Here is a 16,159-nt window from a genome sequence, read left to right on the forward strand (position 1 = left end):
GTTTATCCGGCCAGGAACAGGCGGTCCACCAGCACGGTGATGATCAGCCCGGCCAGCATGAAGGCGATGCCGAAACCCGCGGCATATTGTGCGATGTCCTTGCGGTTGCCCTGTCTGCGGCGGGCGGTCTGCCCACCGATGATGGCCCCGATGAGGCCCATAACGATCACGATCATAGGTTCTTTCGCTTATCCGTTGCGCGGGCTGAGGGCCGAGATTTCGCGCAGCTTGGCCCGCACCGCCCAGTCTGGGCCGAAGCCGTATCGCGCCCAGCCGATGCTGTCCAGCCTGACGCGGCGCGCTTCAATGACGCGGCCTTCCAGTGCCAGTGCTTCGGACCGGATCAGCAGCAGAGTGGCCAGCAGCGCGGCGTTTTCGGCTTGTTCGGCGGTGCGCAAATGTGGGCCAGTCAGGCGAAGCGCTTCGGCCCCGTCGCCGCGTGACAGCGCATAGGCCGCCATCTGCGTGGCGGTGTAGGCGCGGTGCAGTTCGGTGCCGGGATTGGCGTCATAATAGCGGTTGGCGAGCGTGTAGTGCCGTTGCGCAGCGGTCGGATCCTTGATCTGCAACACCCGGCCCATGGTATAATGGGCAAAGCCGCGTCGGTGATCGCGCCAGCCTTCGCGCGCTGCGATGCGCAGGCCGTCTTCGGCGGCGCGGTGGCGCTGGGAATAACTGGTGGCGCGGCCCAGTGCGGTTTCGATGGCATTGCTCCACTGGCGCGGCGTTGCGGGTGCGGCCCGCTGCGCGCGGCCTTCGCCCAGCGGGTTGAGGCGTGCAAGGATTTCGGGCAGGGCGGCGGCGGTCTGCTGTTCGGTCATGCCCTGATGGAGCGCGGGGTCATAGGTGATCCGCAGGATCAACATGTCGAAACCGGTCAGGACGGTGTGCACGTTGTCATCGTTGAAGACGCTGTCGGGCAGGCGATAGAGATCATTGAGCGGGCCAATCGCTTGTGCCAGTTCTTCATGCAGGCAGTCGCGCACTTCTTGCGGGCTGGCGTCATGGGGCAGGAAGATTGCCAGTTGGCGACGCTCGCGCAGGCGGGTCCAGTCGGTTTTCGGCTGGCGTCGCGCGGTGCGGTATTCGGCAAGGCTGCTGACGTTGGGGGCCACGAAACAGGCCGCCTGCGGCAGCATACGCTGAATTTCGCGGCGGCTGACGGCTTCGATGGTGATCTGGGCGTCGCCCTGTCGTGTGGTGCGGATGTCCAGGCCCGCTTCGCGACGCAGGCGCGCGGTAAGGCTGGTCAGATCAGCGGCAAGTGTCGCCGGCGGCTTGCCCGTGACCGCTACGCGAATGGGGCCATCGAACCGGGTCAGCACGGGCAGCTTGCGCCCGCTTTCCATGCGAAAGGTCAGCGCCAGAAAGTCGCGGGCCAGATCGGCATTGGCACGCACCGGCGCAGTCGCCCGGCTGTCGGCAAAGCGTTTCATGGGCGGCAGGCTGGTGTCGGCGATGCGGGCGCGGGTCGCAACGTCGGGGGCGCTGGCAGGCACACACGCGCCCAGCAGCATCACGACCGCCAGAACATGGCGCGCCTTCATCGTGCCAGCCACGATCCGCGGATGGTCACAAAAAGCCTCAGATTGCCGTATGTCACGCGCAGAACCTGCGCGCCTGTGTGTTTGCTGATCACTGCCTCGATGCCCTTTATGTGAGCGTACTGTCGCGGGTTGACCCGCTGACCGCTTCAGTAAACGTCAATTCCGGGACAAGGGACAGATGGCAGGATCAACCGCGCCAGAAGCGCGGCCAATTGGTCACAGGGGGCTTATCGCTGGCCGCGCGCCATGAAGGCCAGACGCTCGAACAGATGCACGTCCTGTTCGTTCTTCAAAAGCGCGCCGTGCAGCTTGGGCAGGGCCGATGTACCGTCCTTTTTCAGATCGGCGGCGTCCATGTCCTCGGCCAGCAGCAGTTTCAGCCAGTCCAGCACTTCCGAGGTCGACGGTTTCTTCTTCAGACCCTGCTGATCGCGGATCTCGTAGAACTGGGTCAGCGCGGTGGTCAGCAGCGCCTCCTTGATGCCGGGGTGGTGGACTTCGACGATCTGCTTGAGCGTCTCCATCTCCGGAAAGCGGATGTAGTGGAAGAAACAGCGGCGCAGAAAGGCGTCGGGCAGTTCCTTTTCGTTGTTGGAGGTGATGATGACGATGGGGCGCTGACGGGCCTTGATCGTCTCTCCGGTCTCGTAGACGAAGAATTCCATCTTATCGAGTTCCTGAAGCAGGTCGTTGGGAAATTCGATATCGGCCTTGTCGATCTCATCAATCAGCAGGACGACCTTTTCATCCGCTTCGAATGCCTGCCAAAGTTTACCCTTGCGAATGTAGTTGGCAACGTTGTGGACACGTTCCTCGCCCAATTGGCTGTCACGCAGGCGGGAGACGGCATCATATTCATACAAGCCCTGCTGCGCGCGGGTGGTGGATTTGATGTTCCATTCGATCATCGGCAGCCCCAGCGCGGAGGACACCTGTCGCGCCAGTTCGGTCTTGCCGGTACCGGGTTCGCCTTTAACGAGTAGGGGCCGTTCAAGGGTGACGGCGGCATTGACCGCGATGGTCAGATCATCTGTCGCGACGTAATCTTTGGTGCCTTGAAATTTCATGTTCTTTCAATCCTCTGTCCTGCGCGCGGTGCTCAGGGGCTTTAACCAAAAATCGAAGGGATTGTGTAGTGACAAAACGATGACGCTAGGGTAGAGCAGCGGCAATAGGTGATCTCGGGGAGTAGAGGTCTGCGATGACAGAGTTGAAGACTGTTAAGGGACAAGACATGAAGCAAGAAGTATTCTTGCCGGACGATTATTCGCCGGCTGAGGACGAACCGTTTATGAACGACATGCAGCTTGCGTATTTTCGCCGCAAGCTGCTGACCTGGAAGGCGGAGCTGCTGGCCGGCAGCCGCGATACCATCGAGACGCTGCAGGACGGCACCCGCAACATTCCGGATGTGAATGACCGCGCCTCCGAAGAAACCGATCGCGCGCTGGAGTTGCGCACCCGTGACCGCGCCCGCAAGCTGGTCGGCAAGATCGATGCCGCCATCCGCCGGATCGACGAAGGCGAGTTCGGCTATTGTTCGGTCACCGGGGAACCGATTTCGCTCAAGCGGCTGGACGCACGTCCCATTGCCACCATGAGCCTTGAGGCACAGGAAAAGCATGAACGGCGCGAGAAAGTGCATCGCGACGACTGATGCGCTGTGACAGGTTGAACGGCTTGACGCCGGGGTTCGGGATCGCTGTTCCGGCTCCGGCGTTTTTCTTGGGGGGAAGGTGTTGATTTCGAATGCGATTGTGATCGGTGGGGGGATCGGCGGTCTGGCCGCTGCCGCCGCACTGGGCCAACGCGGCGTTGCCGTCACCCTGTTGGAGCAATCCCCGGAGATTGCCGAGGTGGGCGCCGGATTACAGGTCAGCCCGAACGGGCTGACGGTGCTGCGGGCGCTGGGTGTGGAGACGGCGCTGCAACAACGCGGTGCGGTACGCGGGCAGGCGGTGGTGCTGCGCGATGGTCGTGATGGCGCGCAGGTGGCGCGCCTTGATCTGGCGCGGCTGCGGCGGGACCAGCCCTATTATTTCATGCACCGTGCTGATCTGGTCGATGTGCTGGCCGGTGCAGCGAAGCGGGCGAATGTCAGCGTCGAATTGGGCGCACAGGTCGCCAGCATCCGTCCCGGTCCCTTGCCGCAGGTCCAGATGAGCGACGGCAGCACCCGCCGGGCCGAGGTGGTGGTGGCTGCCGACGGCATCCATTCTGTCGCGCGCCCGGTGCTGAACGGCGCGGACAAGGCGCGGTTTTCGGGGCAGGTGGCGTGGCGGGCAGTCGTGCCCAACGACTTTGGCCATCCGGGTGAGGCGCATGTCCACATGGGGCCGGGTTGTCATCTGGTCAGCTATCCCCTGCGCGGCGGGCGGTTGGTCAATCTGGTGGCGGTGGAAGAACGGCAGGATTGGGCCGCGGAGGGGTGGAACCATGCCGGGGATCCGGCGGAGCTTGTTCAGGCGTTTGCCAGCATGGGCGGGATGGCGGCAAAGATGCTGGGGGCGGTGCGCGACGTGACGGTCTGGGGGCTGCATCTGCATCCCGTGGCGCGCAATTGGCACCGCGAAGGCGTGGCACTGGTGGGGGATGCAGCGCACCCGACGCTGCCGTTTCTGGCGCAGGGGGCCAACATGGCGATGGAGGATGCCTGGGTGCTGGCGGATACGCTGGCGCAGGGCGATGATCTGGCGCGGTACCAATCGCGCCGCAGGGCGCGGGCCGTGCGCGTGATCGCGGCGGCGGAAAAGAACGCCCGGCGGTACCATCTGCGGCCTGGCCCGATGCGGTCGGCGGCCCATCTGGGATTGAAGCTGGTGAGTACAGTTGCACCGGGCAGGATGATCGGTGCGTTTGATTGGCTTTACGGGGTGGATGTGACGAAGGCGTGATCCGAAGGAGCGGCTGCGCCGCATTCGATTATTTGTTTTGGCGCTTCAGGCTCACCATCCCAGAGTGGCTGGAACCACCGTCGATTGATCCCTGTCATCGCGCAACGCCGCCCGCTTCCCAAGTAAAATAGCCGTCTCCCGCAAAGTGCGGGTCCCTCGGCGATTTTTCTTGGCAATCGGTCGTCGTCACGCCCTGCCTGTGCTCAAGCGACGGCGGCTCCAGCCCAGAGATGTCAGGGCTTGGCGCGTTGGAGCATACCGTAAAGGTCGCGCGGGTCATCGGGATCGGCGAGCAGGTCGAGCGGGTGGAAGAATGCCGTGCCCTTGATCTTTTCGCGCACGAAGCGCAGCGCCGAGAAATCCTCGATCGCGAAGCCGACGCTGTCGAACAGCGTGATCTGTTGCGCGTCACGGCGGCCCGGTGCCGCACCGGTCAGCACTTCCCAGAATTCCGTGACCGGGTGGTCATCGTCCAGTTGCTGGATTTCGCCCTCAATCCGGGTCTGTTCGGGGAATTCCACGAAGATATCGGCGCGGTGCAGGATCGCGGGGGCCAGTTCCGTTTTACCGGGGCAGTCGCCGCCGATGGCGTTGATGTGCACGCCGGAGCCGATCATGTTGTCGGTCAGGATCGTCGCGTATTGCTTGTCCGCCGTACAGGTGGTGATGATCTGCGCGCCCATGATCGCATCCTCGGCGCTGTCGCAGCGCACCACCCGCAGGCCGGTGTTTTCCAGGTTGGCGGCGCATTTGGCGGTGGCGGCGGGGTCGATGTCGTAAAGGCGCACTTCCTCGATGCCGACGATGGCTTGCATGGCGATGCTTTGGAATTCGGATTGCGCGCCGGCGCCGATCATCGCCATCACGCGGCTGTTCTTCGGCGCAAGGACCCGCGCGACCAGCGCCGATGTCGCGGCGGTGCGCAAGGCGGTCAGCAGCGTCATTTCCGACAGCAGCACCGGGTATCCGTTGGCCACATCTGCCAGCAGACCGAAGGCAGTGACCGTCTGCAGCCCTTCACGGGTGTTGGACGGGTGGCCGTTGACGTATTTGAACCCATAGACGTCGCCGTCGGAGGTGGGCATCAGTTCGATCACGCCCTGTTCTGAATGGCTTGCCACGCGGGGGGTCTTGTCGAAAAGCGGCCAGCGGCGAAAGTCTTCCTCAATGGCGTCGGCGATGCCGCGCAGCATTTCAGGCAGGCCGACATGGTGCACCAGTTGCATCATGTGATCCACGGAGACGAAGGGCACGAGGGCTTTGTCAGAAGGTGTCAGGGACATCGAAAAGGCTCCGGTTGAGATCAGTAGGCACGTGTGGGGCGATCAAAGACCCGTCGGCCCAGGGCCGAGGCGACAAGGTCCACCATCAGCGTGGCGGTACGGCCGCGTTCGTCAAGAAACGGGTTGAGTTCGACCAGATCAAGCGACGTCATGCGGCCACTGTCGTGGAGCATCTCCATCACCAGATGGGCCTCGCGCACGGTGGCGCCGCCCGGCACGGTCGTGCCAACGGCAGGCGCGATGGCCGGGTCAAGGAAATCCACATCAAGCGAGACATGCAACAGGCCGTTGGCGTCTTCGACCCGGTCCAGAAACGCGGCAAGGGGCGTGGCGATGCCGCCTTCGTCGATCTGGCGCATGTCGATGGTTTCCACCGCCGTGTCCTGAAGCGCGGCGCGTTCGGCGGCATCCACGGACCGCAGGCCCAGCATCATGATCCGGTCGTGGGGCAGGGGTGCGGGCAGGTCGGGGAACCCTTCGAAGCCCTCGCGCCCCGTCAAATAGCCCAGCGGTGTGCCATGCAGGTTGCCGCTGTCGGTGCTGTCGGGGGTGTGGAAATCGCTGTGTGCATCGAGCCAGAGCACGAAAAGCGGGCGGTTGACGGACGCCGCGTGGCGCATGGCCCCCAGAACGGTGCCTGCCGCCAGCGCGTGATCGCCGCCCATGAAGATGGGCATGCCTTCAGCCATTGCGGCTTCGGATGTATGGGCCAGCGCGGTGGTCCAGGCGATGCATTCCTCCAGATCGACCAGCTTGGGATGCGGGCGCGGGGTGAAAGGATCAGCGACGACATTGCCCTGATCGGTGACGGTATGCCCCAGCGAGCGCAGCGCGTCCCCCAGTCCGGCGGTGCGGTAGGCATCGGGGCCCATCAGGCAGCCCCGGCGGCGCTTGCCGCAATCCATGGGCGCGCCGATCAGCAGGCAATGTGTGGTGTCCATGTGCGTTATTCCTTGCAGTGTCGTGTGGTCATATCTGGCGATAACGGCCATCGACAAGACGCCAAACTGACCGTATTGATCTTCTATTTATCAATTTGGGTACTAAAGATGGACAATACGGACGAACGATTGATTGCGGCGCTGAAGCAGGATGCGCGCGTGGCATTGTCGGACCTTGCAGCCACGCTGAACCTGTCGCGGACCACCGTGCGCAACCGTTTGGCCCGGTTGCAGCAATCGGGCGAGATTGTCGGCTATAGCGTCATTACCCGCGCCGATGTGCAAAGCGATCCGGTGCGGGGGCTGATGATGATCGGGATCGAGGGGCGCGGGGCGGAGCGGATCATCCGCCAGCTTGCCACGATGTCCGAGGTGCGGGCGGTGCATTCCACCAACGGCCGGTGGGATGTGATCGCGGAGATCGGCGCGCGGACACTGGCGGATTTCGATGCCGTGCTGTTTCGCATCCGGCGGTTGGAAGGCGTGGCACAGAGCGAGACGAACCTGCTGCTGAGCACCCGCAAGGCGGTCTAGCGGCGGGCGGCGGCGATCCACAGGGCCATCAGCGCGAAGGATGCCAGCGCGTTCCAGCCTGCCATCGACAGGCCCATCAGCGACCAGACGACCTCGTCACACATCACAAGGCCCGATGGCGCGTTCATAGACAGCAGGTCAGCGCCGGTCATCCCGCCCATGTCCAGACCGCCACCTGAACAGGAGGCCGGGCCGGGCCAGAAGCCCCATTCGACCCCTGCGTGATAGGCACCGATCGCGCCGGTGGTTCCTGCGGCCAAGGCACCCAGCCACGCCAGAGGCGCCATGCGCAAGCCAAGTGCCGCAATGCCGATGATCACCGCCGCGCCGTGCGGCCAGCGTTGCCACAGGCACATCTTGCAGGGCAACAGACCACCCAGATGCTGGAACCCGAAGGCCCCCAGCAACAGCGCAGCGGAGCCTGCCATGGCCAAGCTGATCAGAACCCATTTGTTCATAGGAACCTTATCGCGCCGAACCCGGCCAGCAGCAAGACCACGAAGAGCGTGAACATAAGCCCCAACCGTTTTTCAATGAAGCGGCGCACCGGTGCGCCGAATTTCCACAGCAGGGCCGCCACAAGAAAGAACCGCAGGCCGCGCGCAAGGATTGAGGTGGCGATGAACACGCCCAGCGGCATGCCGGTCCAGCCAGACATGATCGTGATGACCTTGTAGGGGAAAGGGGTGACGCCGGCAGTCAGCACCGCCCAGAAGCCCATGTCGTTGAACCGGCCGGAGAATTCCGCCATTGCATCGGTCTTGCCCAAGGCCGACAGGATCGGTTCCCCGATGGCCTCATAGGCGAAGGCGCCGATGGCGTAGCCCAGAAGCCCGCCCAGCACTGAAGCCACCAATGCGATACCGGCGATCACGAAGGCGCGATTGGGCCGGGCAATGATCATCGGGATCATGATGATGTCGGGCGGGATCGGAAAGAAGCTGCTTTCCACAAAGGCAACGATGGCCAGCGCCCACAGGGCGCGCGGGTGTTCAGCAAGGCTGAGTGTCCAGTCATATAACCGTTGCAGCATGGTGCGGATGTGATCCCTTGAGGTGCGCGCAGCCACATCACGCAGGGCTGCGCGCGTCAAGGGGGACAAGGGGTGCGGGGGGCTGCAAAATCCACTTGTGAGGCCGCGTCTGTCGCGTTAGATGACCCCATGGCCTTCGTGGCTGTGCCCAAGTGGCGGAATGGTAGACGCAGGGGATTCAAAATCCCCCGCCGCAAGGCGTGCCGGTTCGAGTCCGGCCTTGGGTACCACGAAGGGTCGTTTGATCCCCTTTCTGCACATCCTAAGCGATCCCGGTCCGCGTCAGTGCTACGCCGTGCGTCGATCTGTTTGCGGCATCTGCCAGACCCGGCCTGCGCACGTGCCCCCGGTTATCATCGCCCGGTCGCTCAAAATTAGTCGTCATTGTCCAATTTTTGGGCAATACTTGTTCCAAGGCCAATAACTGGTCTCGGGAGGATAACATGAGATTTGGCATATTCTGGGCCAGCGCGGTCTGCGGGATGCTGGCAGCCCCGCTGTCTGCACAAACCAACCTTACGGCGGAAACCGCCAGCCCCGGTGGATCGACGCACCTGTCGGCCAGCCATCTGGCCGAGATCGCAGGCACCCAAGGGATCGCCAACGTGCAGCTGACCGACGGGCAGACCCTGACGAATACCGTGCAGAACGTTGCCGAAGGCAAGACCGACATCGGCAGCACACCGCATATCCTGCCCTTTCTGATGAGCCGGGGCGTCGGGCCCTATGGCGAATTGGGCAAGGAAAAGGGGGCGGAGCTTGCCGCGAACCTGCGCGCGATCACGCCTTATACGCTTGGGATCTTCTTTCTGTATGCCTATGACGCCAAGGGGATCGACGGCTGGAACGGGCTTGAAGGCAAGAAGGTGTTCAATGGACCGCCACGCGGTGGTGCGCTGACCAACGGACGGACCATGATCGAACTGATCACCGGCCTGAAAGATGGCGAAGGCTATGAAGGGATGCAGGCCAACTGGGGGCAAGCGGCGTCCATCATCAACGGTGGAGAGCCGGACGCCGTGGTCCTGCCGGAGCTGTTTCCCGGCAGCCGCGTCGCGACGCTGGGCGCGTCGGGCAAGATGACCGCCTGGTCGATGCCCAAGGACGTCTATGACAGCGAAGTGATGCAGAAATACATGCAGGCCCCCGGCAGTGCGTCCGTGGAATTGCCCGTGGCCGAGATTTCGCAGGTCATGGGGCAGGATTGGTCCTTTGTGTCCGAGGACGACACCTTTCGCGCGCTTGCCACCATTGGCGGCGATATCGTCCACAAGGACATGGACGAGGAACTGGTCTATCAACTGGTCAAGGCCTACATCGCCTCCCTTGATGCGCTGAAGGCGAAGGCGCCCTATGGCAACACCGTCAACTACGACAATCCTGCGCTGGGGATGTGCGGGGCCAATCCGCTGAAGTACCACAAGGGGGCTGTTCGGGCCTGGGAAGAGGCCGGGTATGACATTCCCGACTGCGCCGAGGACAGCTAGAGCGGGCGTGTACGGATCCTGTTGCCCCGCAAGGGGGTGCCGGGTTTGACCGGCACAAGGGTTTAGGATGACGCAGGCGGAAGTGCACGAAAATCCGGACGAACCGGAGCGCTTTGGTCGCGTCCTTTACGCGTTTGCGCTGATCTTCGTCTTCATCGGGATCATCAACAGCACCCCGGCCATTCCCGGCTGGACGGAGATGTGGCGCGGTCTGACCGGGATGGAGGCGCTGAAGGTCCGTGCCTTCGCGACCGAATACTTCTATCCGCTGGTCTTCCTGATCATGATGATCGTCGTCGTGCTCAGGCATTCGATGTGGCAGGCATGGCAAGGCCAATCGCGGGCGTGGTTCGGGTTGTTCATGGATGCCGCCCTTGTCCTGTCCGCAGCGGCCATTTCACTGACCTACCTGATCGAGATCGACAGCGTGTGCCTGATTGATCTGATCAACGGGGACCGCGCGCGGCTGATTGCCGAAACACTTAAGGCGGAGATCGCCTTTGCCGAGGAGTTGGGCCTGCCGGTGCCCGACACGGTGGATGACCCGCGCTGTGTGACCACCACAGGTGTCTGGCTTGTCGTGATCATGGGCGCGACGATGCTGGTGTTCCTGGGCTACAATATCAAGGTCTGGGGGTTGCCGCTTGTGCTCGTGGCGCTGGTCATGGCACTTTATACCATCGGCACCGTGCTGGTGTGGTATTTCCACGGGCCCGATAACATCAACAAGTACCTGATGACCAAACTGGGCGGAGAGCCGCGCAGCTTTCTGGACGGGCGGCCGAATGTGCATGATGCGCTGGTCAACAACGCTTCGGGCATGTTGGGGCGGTTCATGAACGTGATCATGAACGTGGTCTTTCCCTACATCATTCTGGGCGCGATGTTCGGCAAATCTGCGGGCGGCAAGGCGTTGATCAAACTGGCGTTCCGCTGGACCCGCCACTTGCGGGGCGGACCTGCCCATGCGGCGATCGTTTCATCGGCGATGTTCGGAACGATCACCGGCGGGCCGGTCACAAACGTCCTGTCCACAGGCGTGCTGACCATTCCGATGATGCTGAAACGCGGCTTTTCGAGAACCTTTGCGGGCGGGGTGGAGGCGGCTGCATCCTCCGGTGGGTCCATCATGCCGCCGGTGATGGGAGTGGCGGCGTTCATCCTTGCGGCATTGACGGCGGTGCCATACGGCGACGTGATCGTGGCTGCCACGATCCCGGCACTGACCTATTTCTTCTGCCTGTTCCTGACGGCGATGTTCCAGTCGCGCAAACAGGGGATCGAAGCCTTCGGCCAGATGACCGACGACATGCGGCTGACGCGGGCCGATATCCTGCACCTGATGCAGATATTCCTGCCGATCCTGCTGATCCTTGTGCTGCTGCTGACCCCCAAGGATGCGGTGGGATGCGGCCCGGTGGGGTGGCTGCTGGGCGCGCAGACGATCACGCAAGGGGGGCTGTGCCAGGTACAAAGCCTGCCCTGGGTCTTGCAGGTCTACCAAAACGCCGCCGGCGACGCGGGGGCCACCGGGTGGTGGGGGGCAGCATTCGTGATCGTGCTGCTGTTTCTGGACCGGGATTTTCGCAAGACACCCCGCCTTGTGCTGGACGGGCTGGCCGAAGCGGGGATCACCATTTCGACGCTTTACCTGATGTTTCTGGCGGTCACGGTGATCGACGTCTGTCTCAATTTCACGGGTCTGTCGAAGTTCGTGGCGGTGGATGTGCTCAGCTTTCTGATCGCACTGGATCTGGGGAGTGGCGATGCGGTCGCCTTCCAGTTCATCGCGCTGGTGATCACCATGCTGCTTGCCGTTCTGCTGGGCATGGGGATGCCTGCGGTGCCTGCATATATCAACGTGGCACTTCTGATGGGGCCGATGTTGGTCGGGTTGGGGATTGCGACCTTCACGGCGCATATGTTCATCTTCTATTTCGCGGTCGCTTCCGCGATCACGCCGCCGGTGGCGCTGGCTGCCTTTGCGGCGGCGACAATCACAAAGGCCGAACCGATGGCCACGGGGTTCAGCGCGGTGCGGTCGGGGATCGTGATGTTCGCGATTCCCTTCGTTTTTGCATTCTATCCGGAGCTTTTGCTGATCGATCAGGCGTTGATCGACCCCGCCAGCCCCGGCAAGGCGTTTCTGGCAGGGTATGAAGACGGGGTGCAGGTGTTGCCGCTCATGTGGCTGATCGCGCGCTTGCTGCTGGCGCTGTATCTGCTGGCCAGTGCGCTGGCGCGTTTTGACACGCAGCGATTGGGACTTGTTGAAATCGCGGCGCGGCTCGGGGTAGCTGGCGCCTTGCTTGCCCGCCCGGAGATCGTGCATCTGTCCGCGCTCGCGGTGGCAGCGGCACTGTTGTTCCTGCACCGTCAGGCAGCAAGGTGGCGCTGAGCGACGCCTTCCTTGCCGAATTACGAACGCCAGGCCTTTTGAACGCTTACCGGGTGCTTCCGAAATCCGTTGTCAGACGCCGCCTTGCGCCAACCGGGCCGCGCCAATCGCCGCTTCGCTGTAGCTTGGTGTGGCAAACGGCTTGCCGATGATCCGGGCGCGGATTTCCTGCCAGACTGTGCTGGACGCGCCGCCGCCGGCCGTGAAGATGCGGGTGATTTCCGGCGCGCCGAGGTCTTTGAGCGCGGCGTAGCACCGCGCCTCAATCGTCGCGATGCCTTCCAGCAGCCCCTTTAGAAACAGCGCATCATCCCTTGGGCGCGGGGTCACGCGGGGGGGCAGGTGCGGATCATTCACGGGAAATCGCTCCCCCGGTCGGGCCAAGGGATAATAATCCAGCCCGCTTGGCGTCCCCGGATCAATCGCAGCGCCAAGGCTTTCAAGCTCTGCCACCGTGAAATGGGCCAACAACGCCCCGCCACCGGTGTTGGATGCGCCGCCCACAAGCCACTTGTCGCCCAGCCGGTGGCTGTAGATGCCCTGCGCGGGGTCATCGATACGCGTGTCGCTCAGCATCTTGATGGCCAAGGTTGTCCCAAGTGAGGTCACCACATCCCCCACATCGGCCGCGCCGGTGGCCAGAAAGGCCGCGATGCTGTCCGTTGTGCCTGCGTGCAGCATCAGCGCGGGGGACAGGCCAAAGGCCGCCGCCCGGTCCGGCGCGACCGGCGCCAGCGGCGCGCCGACGACATGGACCTGCGGCAACAGCGCTGCCCGCAGCGGTGTCCGGGCGATCCAGTCGGGCCAAACCCGGCACGCCACGTCAAAACCCGTTTTCAGGGCGTTGTTTTCGTCCGAATGCCCCGGCACCCCCGTCAGCCGCGCCTGAATGAAATCCGCCTGATGGCACAGATGCCTTGCGCGGCCCCCGGTATCCATGCGTTGCAGCCGCAAGGCGCGCGCCAGCGCAGAGGACGGGCCGCGCGCCATATGACCCTTCGGGGCATGAAGGTCGATCTCGGCGGCCTCATCGTCGAAACCGCTGCTGTCATACATCAAGGGGGGCGTGACCGGGACAAGGTCAGCGTCCACCAGAACCATGGTGCCGGACGTGCCATCGACCGCCGCGCGGCTGATCTGCGACATCGCCTGCGCGCCGATCTGTCCGGAGAGGGCATCCAACCCTTCCACCACCGCATGCCACCAGCCTTCCGCAGTGCCATCGGGGTAGCTGCCCCGCGCCATGCCGATCACGTCACCTTGCGTACCGATCACCGCACAACGGATGCCGGAGGTGCCCAGATCAATGCCAAGCGCCAATGTCATGGTGCGGGTTTCGCGGCCAGCGCCTGACGGTATTTTTCTGCGTCCCAGTTCAGCAATGCGGCTTCTGCCTCAGCGCCGATCGGGTGGGGCGGCCAGTCTTCGGGCAGTCGGCCCAGCACATCCATCACACAGCACAGCATTGCGCGTTGTGCGGATGTTGCGTCCTTGCGCAAGGCGACGCCGTCGGTGCAGACCACTGCCACTCCGCCGGGTTCCGTCGGCAGGGCGGGACCCAGAAACACCACGTGGTCGGGATAGTAGGAGCCTTGCGTGACCAGCGCCCGCAGCCGTGGATCCCGGGCCAGAGGGGCTGCGTATTCGAACCAGTCATAGCCGTCAGGAGCAGGGGACGCAGGAGACGTGCAGGGCCGTTCCGGCAAGGGCATGATCAACCGCGCCTCGACATTGGCAATCAGTTCTGACACCTCCTCCACGCTGTGGGCCGCGCAGACAAGGCCGTGGTTTTGCAGGATAATCACCTGAGTGTCGGTCGTTATTGCTGTCGCGATTGCTCCGGTCAGCGGCACACCGGGTTTGCGGTAAGGCACCACGGCAACCGGCAAACCCTGAAGCTTGCGCATGGCTTCCGCGCAGCCTGTATCGCTGATCGCATGGACCAGAGTGGCAACCGAATGGGTATGCGCCACGACCTTCCAGTCGAGCAGCGCATGAAACGTTGTCTCGATCGAGGGACGCAGGGTGGCTTGCGGGTCAAGCACGGCGGCCTTGCAGGTGCCATCGCCCGCGCCGTAGGCTTCGGCCTTTGCTTTATCGCGGTCCACGGCGACAAAGATGTCCTTTTCCTCCGCATCGGCCAGTTCGGTACCTGATGCCTTGATCCACATTACCGCACCGTCCTTGAAGGAGGTGTTGCCGCCCGCCCCCTGTACTTGCAGGGGGTCCTGCCCCAGACGGGCAGACAGGGCGCGGAAGTCTGTGGGAAGGGAGGTCATGCTGTCACCTTAGCGTCTGTTGGGTATAGGTCGGCAAGGCATTCGGCGCGAACAGCGTCGTAGGGTCGCTGTCTGAATGAAGGCCACCGCTGATGAAAAGACTGTCCCAGCCCGCGGTTCTGGCGCCGGCAATATCGTGTTCCGGGCTGTCGCCGACCATCAGGATGCGGTGTGGTTCCGGATGATGAAGTTGCGCGTGCAGGGCTTCAAATATCGGCAGATGCGGCTTGCCGTAAAACAGCACCCGTCCGCCCGCGTCTGCATACTCATGCGCCAGCGCACCGGGGGATTCGACCAAACGGCCATACGCCCTTGGCGCGGCCCTGTCCGGGTTGGAGCAGATCAGCAGCTTGTCGGCCTTGCGCGCTGCTTTCAACACGGCGCGTTCGGCAATGTGGCTGTCCCCGTCTGCAAGACCCATCAGAAGGATCGCATCAGCGGCAGCTGGGTCGACGGTAAAGTCAACCGTCTGGTCCCCGGCCCACGTCTGCGCATCGCCTTTGGCGGCCTCGATGGCGTAGATTGAGTTGATCGCGCGCAAGGCCCCTTGCGCCATGTCGATCCGCAATGCCTCTCCCGAAGTCATGACGGCATCGAAAGCATCGGGCGCAAAACCCATGTCAGTGATGCGGCGGTGGTTGAGATCGGCGGATTTTCCGGAGTTGGACAGCACGGCCAGCGAACAGGCAGCGCCTTTAAGGCCAGCGACCGCCGCCAGCGCATGGGGGTAGGGCGCGGTGCCGTCATGCAAAACGCCGAATTGGTCGAAAACGATCACATCGTAGTGGTCCGCGACCGACTGGATGCTCTCGATACGCTCCACAGGTGCGTTAGTGGTCCGGTGTGGGCGGCACCAGACTGGCCATATAGGCGTCCACGTCTTCGGCCTTCATTGCGGGCGCGGCCTTTTCGGCAGCACCGGGCGGCATGTCCCCGAAATAGAAGGGGAAACCCGGAATGAACTGCCGCCGCTTGCGCAGTTCCATACCCGGGAAGGGATAGACCTCATGATCGCCGCAGGCGGCATCATGGCAGGCCAGGATGTAATCGGCGCGCTTGTCGATTTCCTCCACCGATTTCCAGCCTTCCAGCGCGTTCACGAACCGCGCGGGCACCCAGTATCGCCACATCTCCGCCGGGTTGGGTTCAAGGTTGCGGGATTGGAAAATGGCATCGCCACAGATGACGAAATCCCCCGCACTGGTGGTGACGGTCACCGCCATGTGCCCCACCGAATGTCCCGGCGTATGGAACATGGTGATCCCCGGCAAGACCTCTGTCTCGTCCGCGATCCCTTCGAACACGCAACCCGCGTAGGCCGGCTCAATCCCCAGGATCCCGCATTCGTAGGTGCGGTAGTAGAGCGGCAGTGGATTATAGGCCATTTCGATTTCCGCCGACGGCGCGATGTAGCGCGCGTTGGGGAATTCCTTCATGTTCTGCACGTGGTCCCAGTGCAGATGGGTAAAGACGATGGCGTCAATCTGTGATGGATCAACGCCCAGCTTTTCCTTGAGGTGCAAATGCACCTCCGTGCTGCCACGTTTTTCACATTTGTGGTGGTATTTCGTAGCGCGTTCTTCATCGCACAGACCCGTGTCGATCAGGATCTTATGTTCCCCGGTGTCGACATAGTAGCAATAGCAGGGATTCCAGATCTTCTTGCCCGCAGGACCTTTCCAGAAGGTGTAGGTCCCCAGATCGGCCTCCAGCCAGCCGGTGTTGATCGGATAGATCTTGGTTTCTGCGATGCCCATGAGGTT

At 62.9% G+C, this 16,159-nt stretch carries 16 protein-coding genes and 1 tRNA gene; 6 read left to right on the forward strand and 11 right to left on the reverse strand.

The genetic code is table 11. The annotated features are described in order from the left end of the window. Positions 1 to 2 precede the first annotated feature (2 nt). From AB4X18_RS17585 to AB4X18_RS17595, 3 genes are all read right to left on the reverse strand, one after another. Complete coding sequence (locus AB4X18_RS17585; RefSeq protein WP_370401309.1) at positions 3 to 176, reverse strand: apolipoprotein acyltransferase; 174 nt, start codon at positions 174 to 176, stop codon at positions 3 to 5. 12 nt (positions 177 to 188) lie between these two features. After that, positions 189 to 1,547, reverse strand: coding sequence for a DUF2927 domain-containing protein (locus tag AB4X18_RS17590; RefSeq protein ID WP_370402657.1), 1,359 nt, complete (start codon positions 1,545 to 1,547; stop codon positions 189 to 191). Between the two features lie 227 nt (positions 1,548 to 1,774). Then, positions 1,775 to 2,614 (reverse strand): AAA family ATPase, encoded by an 840-nt coding sequence (locus tag AB4X18_RS17595; RefSeq protein WP_370401310.1) that lies wholly within the window; start codon positions 2,612 to 2,614, stop codon positions 1,775 to 1,777. 134 nt (positions 2,615 to 2,748) lie between these two features. On the opposite strand from AB4X18_RS17595, the gene dksA reads away from it, so the two are divergent. Next, complete coding sequence (dksA, locus tag AB4X18_RS17600; protein WP_432816843.1) at positions 2,749 to 3,204, forward strand: RNA polymerase-binding protein DksA; 456 nt, start codon at positions 2,749 to 2,751, stop codon at positions 3,202 to 3,204. Positions 3,205 to 3,283: 79 nt separating this feature from the next. Further along, positions 3,284 to 4,441 carry an FAD-dependent monooxygenase gene (locus AB4X18_RS17605; protein ID WP_370401311.1) on the forward strand — a complete coding sequence of 386 codons (1,158 nt, stop codon included), beginning with the start codon at positions 3,284 to 3,286 and terminating at the stop codon, positions 4,439 to 4,441. 233 nt (positions 4,442 to 4,674) lie between these two features. Here AB4X18_RS17605 and AB4X18_RS17610 read toward each other — a convergent pair whose 3' ends face one another. Continuing rightward, positions 4,675 to 5,724, reverse strand: a complete 1,050-nt coding sequence (locus AB4X18_RS17610) for an ornithine cyclodeaminase (RefSeq protein WP_432816844.1) — start codon at positions 5,722 to 5,724, stop codon at positions 4,675 to 4,677. Between the two features lie 20 nt (positions 5,725 to 5,744). Continuing rightward, a complete protein-coding gene (rocF, locus tag AB4X18_RS17615; RefSeq protein ID WP_370401312.1) occupies positions 5,745 to 6,665 on the reverse strand; it encodes an arginase in 921 nt (306 codons plus the stop codon). A gap of 108 nt (positions 6,666 to 6,773) precedes the next feature. On the opposite strand from rocF, the gene AB4X18_RS17620 reads away from it, so the two are divergent. Next, positions 6,774 to 7,199, forward strand: coding sequence for an Lrp/AsnC family transcriptional regulator (locus tag AB4X18_RS17620; protein WP_370401313.1), 426 nt, complete (start codon positions 6,774 to 6,776; stop codon positions 7,197 to 7,199). Here the strand turns inward: AB4X18_RS17620 and AB4X18_RS17625 are convergent. Continuing rightward, complete coding sequence (locus AB4X18_RS17625) at positions 7,196 to 7,657, reverse strand: disulfide bond formation protein B (RefSeq protein ID WP_370401314.1); 462 nt, start codon at positions 7,655 to 7,657, stop codon at positions 7,196 to 7,198. The two genes, AB4X18_RS17620 and AB4X18_RS17625, sit on opposite strands and share 4 nt — an antisense overlap. Further along, complete coding sequence (locus AB4X18_RS17630; protein ID WP_370402658.1) at positions 7,654 to 8,232, reverse strand: YqaA family protein; 579 nt, start codon at positions 8,230 to 8,232, stop codon at positions 7,654 to 7,656. The genes AB4X18_RS17625 and AB4X18_RS17630 overlap by 4 nt, the downstream gene beginning before the upstream one ends. Positions 8,233 to 8,378: 146 nt before the next feature. On the opposite strand from AB4X18_RS17630, the gene AB4X18_RS17635 reads away from it, so the two are divergent. The 3 genes from AB4X18_RS17635 to AB4X18_RS17645 all read left to right on the forward strand — a co-directional run bounded on the left by AB4X18_RS17635 (position 8,379) and on the right by AB4X18_RS17645 (position 12,117). Further along, positions 8,379 to 8,462, forward strand: a tRNA-Leu gene (locus AB4X18_RS17635). 213 nt (positions 8,463 to 8,675) lie between these two features. Next, a complete protein-coding gene (locus AB4X18_RS17640; RefSeq protein ID WP_370401315.1) occupies positions 8,676 to 9,719 on the forward strand; it encodes a TAXI family TRAP transporter solute-binding subunit in 1,044 nt (347 codons plus the stop codon). A gap of 67 nt (positions 9,720 to 9,786) precedes the next feature. Beyond that, positions 9,787 to 12,117 carry a TRAP transporter permease gene (locus AB4X18_RS17645; protein WP_432816845.1) on the forward strand — a complete coding sequence of 777 codons (2,331 nt, stop codon included), beginning with the start codon at positions 9,787 to 9,789 and terminating at the stop codon, positions 12,115 to 12,117. Positions 12,118 to 12,189: 72 nt separating this feature from the next. On the opposite strand, the gene AB4X18_RS17650 is transcribed toward AB4X18_RS17645, so the two are convergent. From AB4X18_RS17650 to AB4X18_RS17665, 4 genes are read right to left on the reverse strand one after another with little or no spacing between them, the layout of a single operon-like run. Beyond that, positions 12,190 to 13,443 (reverse strand): FGGY-family carbohydrate kinase, encoded by a 1,254-nt coding sequence (locus tag AB4X18_RS17650; protein ID WP_432816846.1) that lies wholly within the window; start codon positions 13,441 to 13,443, stop codon positions 12,190 to 12,192. Beyond that, positions 13,440 to 14,396: a class II aldolase/adducin family protein gene (locus AB4X18_RS17655; protein WP_370401320.1), complete on the reverse strand. Its 957-nt coding sequence runs from the start codon at positions 14,394 to 14,396 to the stop codon at positions 13,440 to 13,442. The genes AB4X18_RS17650 and AB4X18_RS17655 overlap by 4 nt, the downstream gene beginning before the upstream one ends. Positions 14,397 to 14,400: 4 nt before the next feature. Continuing rightward, complete coding sequence (locus AB4X18_RS17660) at positions 14,401 to 15,219, reverse strand: TIGR01459 family HAD-type hydrolase (RefSeq protein WP_432816847.1); 819 nt, start codon at positions 15,217 to 15,219, stop codon at positions 14,401 to 14,403. Positions 15,220 to 15,226: 7 nt separating this feature from the next. Continuing rightward, positions 15,227 to 16,153, reverse strand: a complete 927-nt coding sequence (locus tag AB4X18_RS17665) for an N-acyl homoserine lactonase family protein (protein ID WP_370401323.1) — start codon at positions 16,151 to 16,153, stop codon at positions 15,227 to 15,229. Between the last annotated feature and the right edge of the window lie 6 nt (positions 16,154 to 16,159).

This window comes from Sulfitobacter rhodophyticola, assembly GCF_041281685.2.
In the GTDB taxonomy this organism is placed as follows: Bacteria; Pseudomonadota; Alphaproteobacteria; order Rhodobacterales; family Rhodobacteraceae; genus Sulfitobacter.

Coding starts and splice junctions, on each gene's coding strand:
- AB4X18_RS17655 (WP_370401320.1), bottom strand. CDS start 14,396: ATGACCTCCCTTCCCACAGACTTCCGCGCCCTGTCTGCCCGTCTGGGG.
- AB4X18_RS17585 (WP_370401309.1), bottom strand. CDS start 176: ATGATCGTGATCGTTATGGGCCTCATCGGGGCCATCATCGGTGGGCAG.
- AB4X18_RS17590 (WP_370402657.1), bottom strand. CDS start 1,547: ATGAAGGCGCGCCATGTTCTGGCGGTCGTGATGCTGCTGGGCGCGTGT.
- AB4X18_RS17640 (WP_370401315.1), top strand. CDS start 8,676: ATGAGATTTGGCATATTCTGGGCCAGCGCGGTCTGCGGGATGCTGGCA.
- rocF (WP_370401312.1), bottom strand. CDS start 6,665: ATGGACACCACACATTGCCTGCTGATCGGCGCGCCCATGGATTGCGGC.
- AB4X18_RS17630 (WP_370402658.1), bottom strand. CDS start 8,232: ATGCTGCAACGGTTATATGACTGGACACTCAGCCTTGCTGAACACCCG.
- dksA (WP_432816843.1), top strand. CDS start 2,749: ATGACAGAGTTGAAGACTGTTAAGGGACAAGACATGAAGCAAGAAGTA.
- AB4X18_RS17665 (WP_370401323.1), bottom strand. CDS start 16,153: ATGGGCATCGCAGAAACCAAGATCTATCCGATCAACACCGGCTGGCTG.
- AB4X18_RS17645 (WP_432816845.1), top strand. CDS start 9,787: ATGACGCAGGCGGAAGTGCACGAAAATCCGGACGAACCGGAGCGCTTT.
- AB4X18_RS17625 (WP_370401314.1), bottom strand. CDS start 7,657: ATGAACAAATGGGTTCTGATCAGCTTGGCCATGGCAGGCTCCGCTGCG.
- AB4X18_RS17650 (WP_432816846.1), bottom strand. CDS start 13,443: ATGACATTGGCGCTTGGCATTGATCTGGGCACCTCCGGCATCCGTTGT.
- AB4X18_RS17620 (WP_370401313.1), top strand. CDS start 6,774: ATGGACAATACGGACGAACGATTGATTGCGGCGCTGAAGCAGGATGCG.
- AB4X18_RS17610 (WP_432816844.1), bottom strand. CDS start 5,724: ATGTCCCTGACACCTTCTGACAAAGCCCTCGTGCCCTTCGTCTCCGTG.
- AB4X18_RS17595 (WP_370401310.1), bottom strand. CDS start 2,614: ATGAAATTTCAAGGCACCAAAGATTACGTCGCGACAGATGATCTGACC.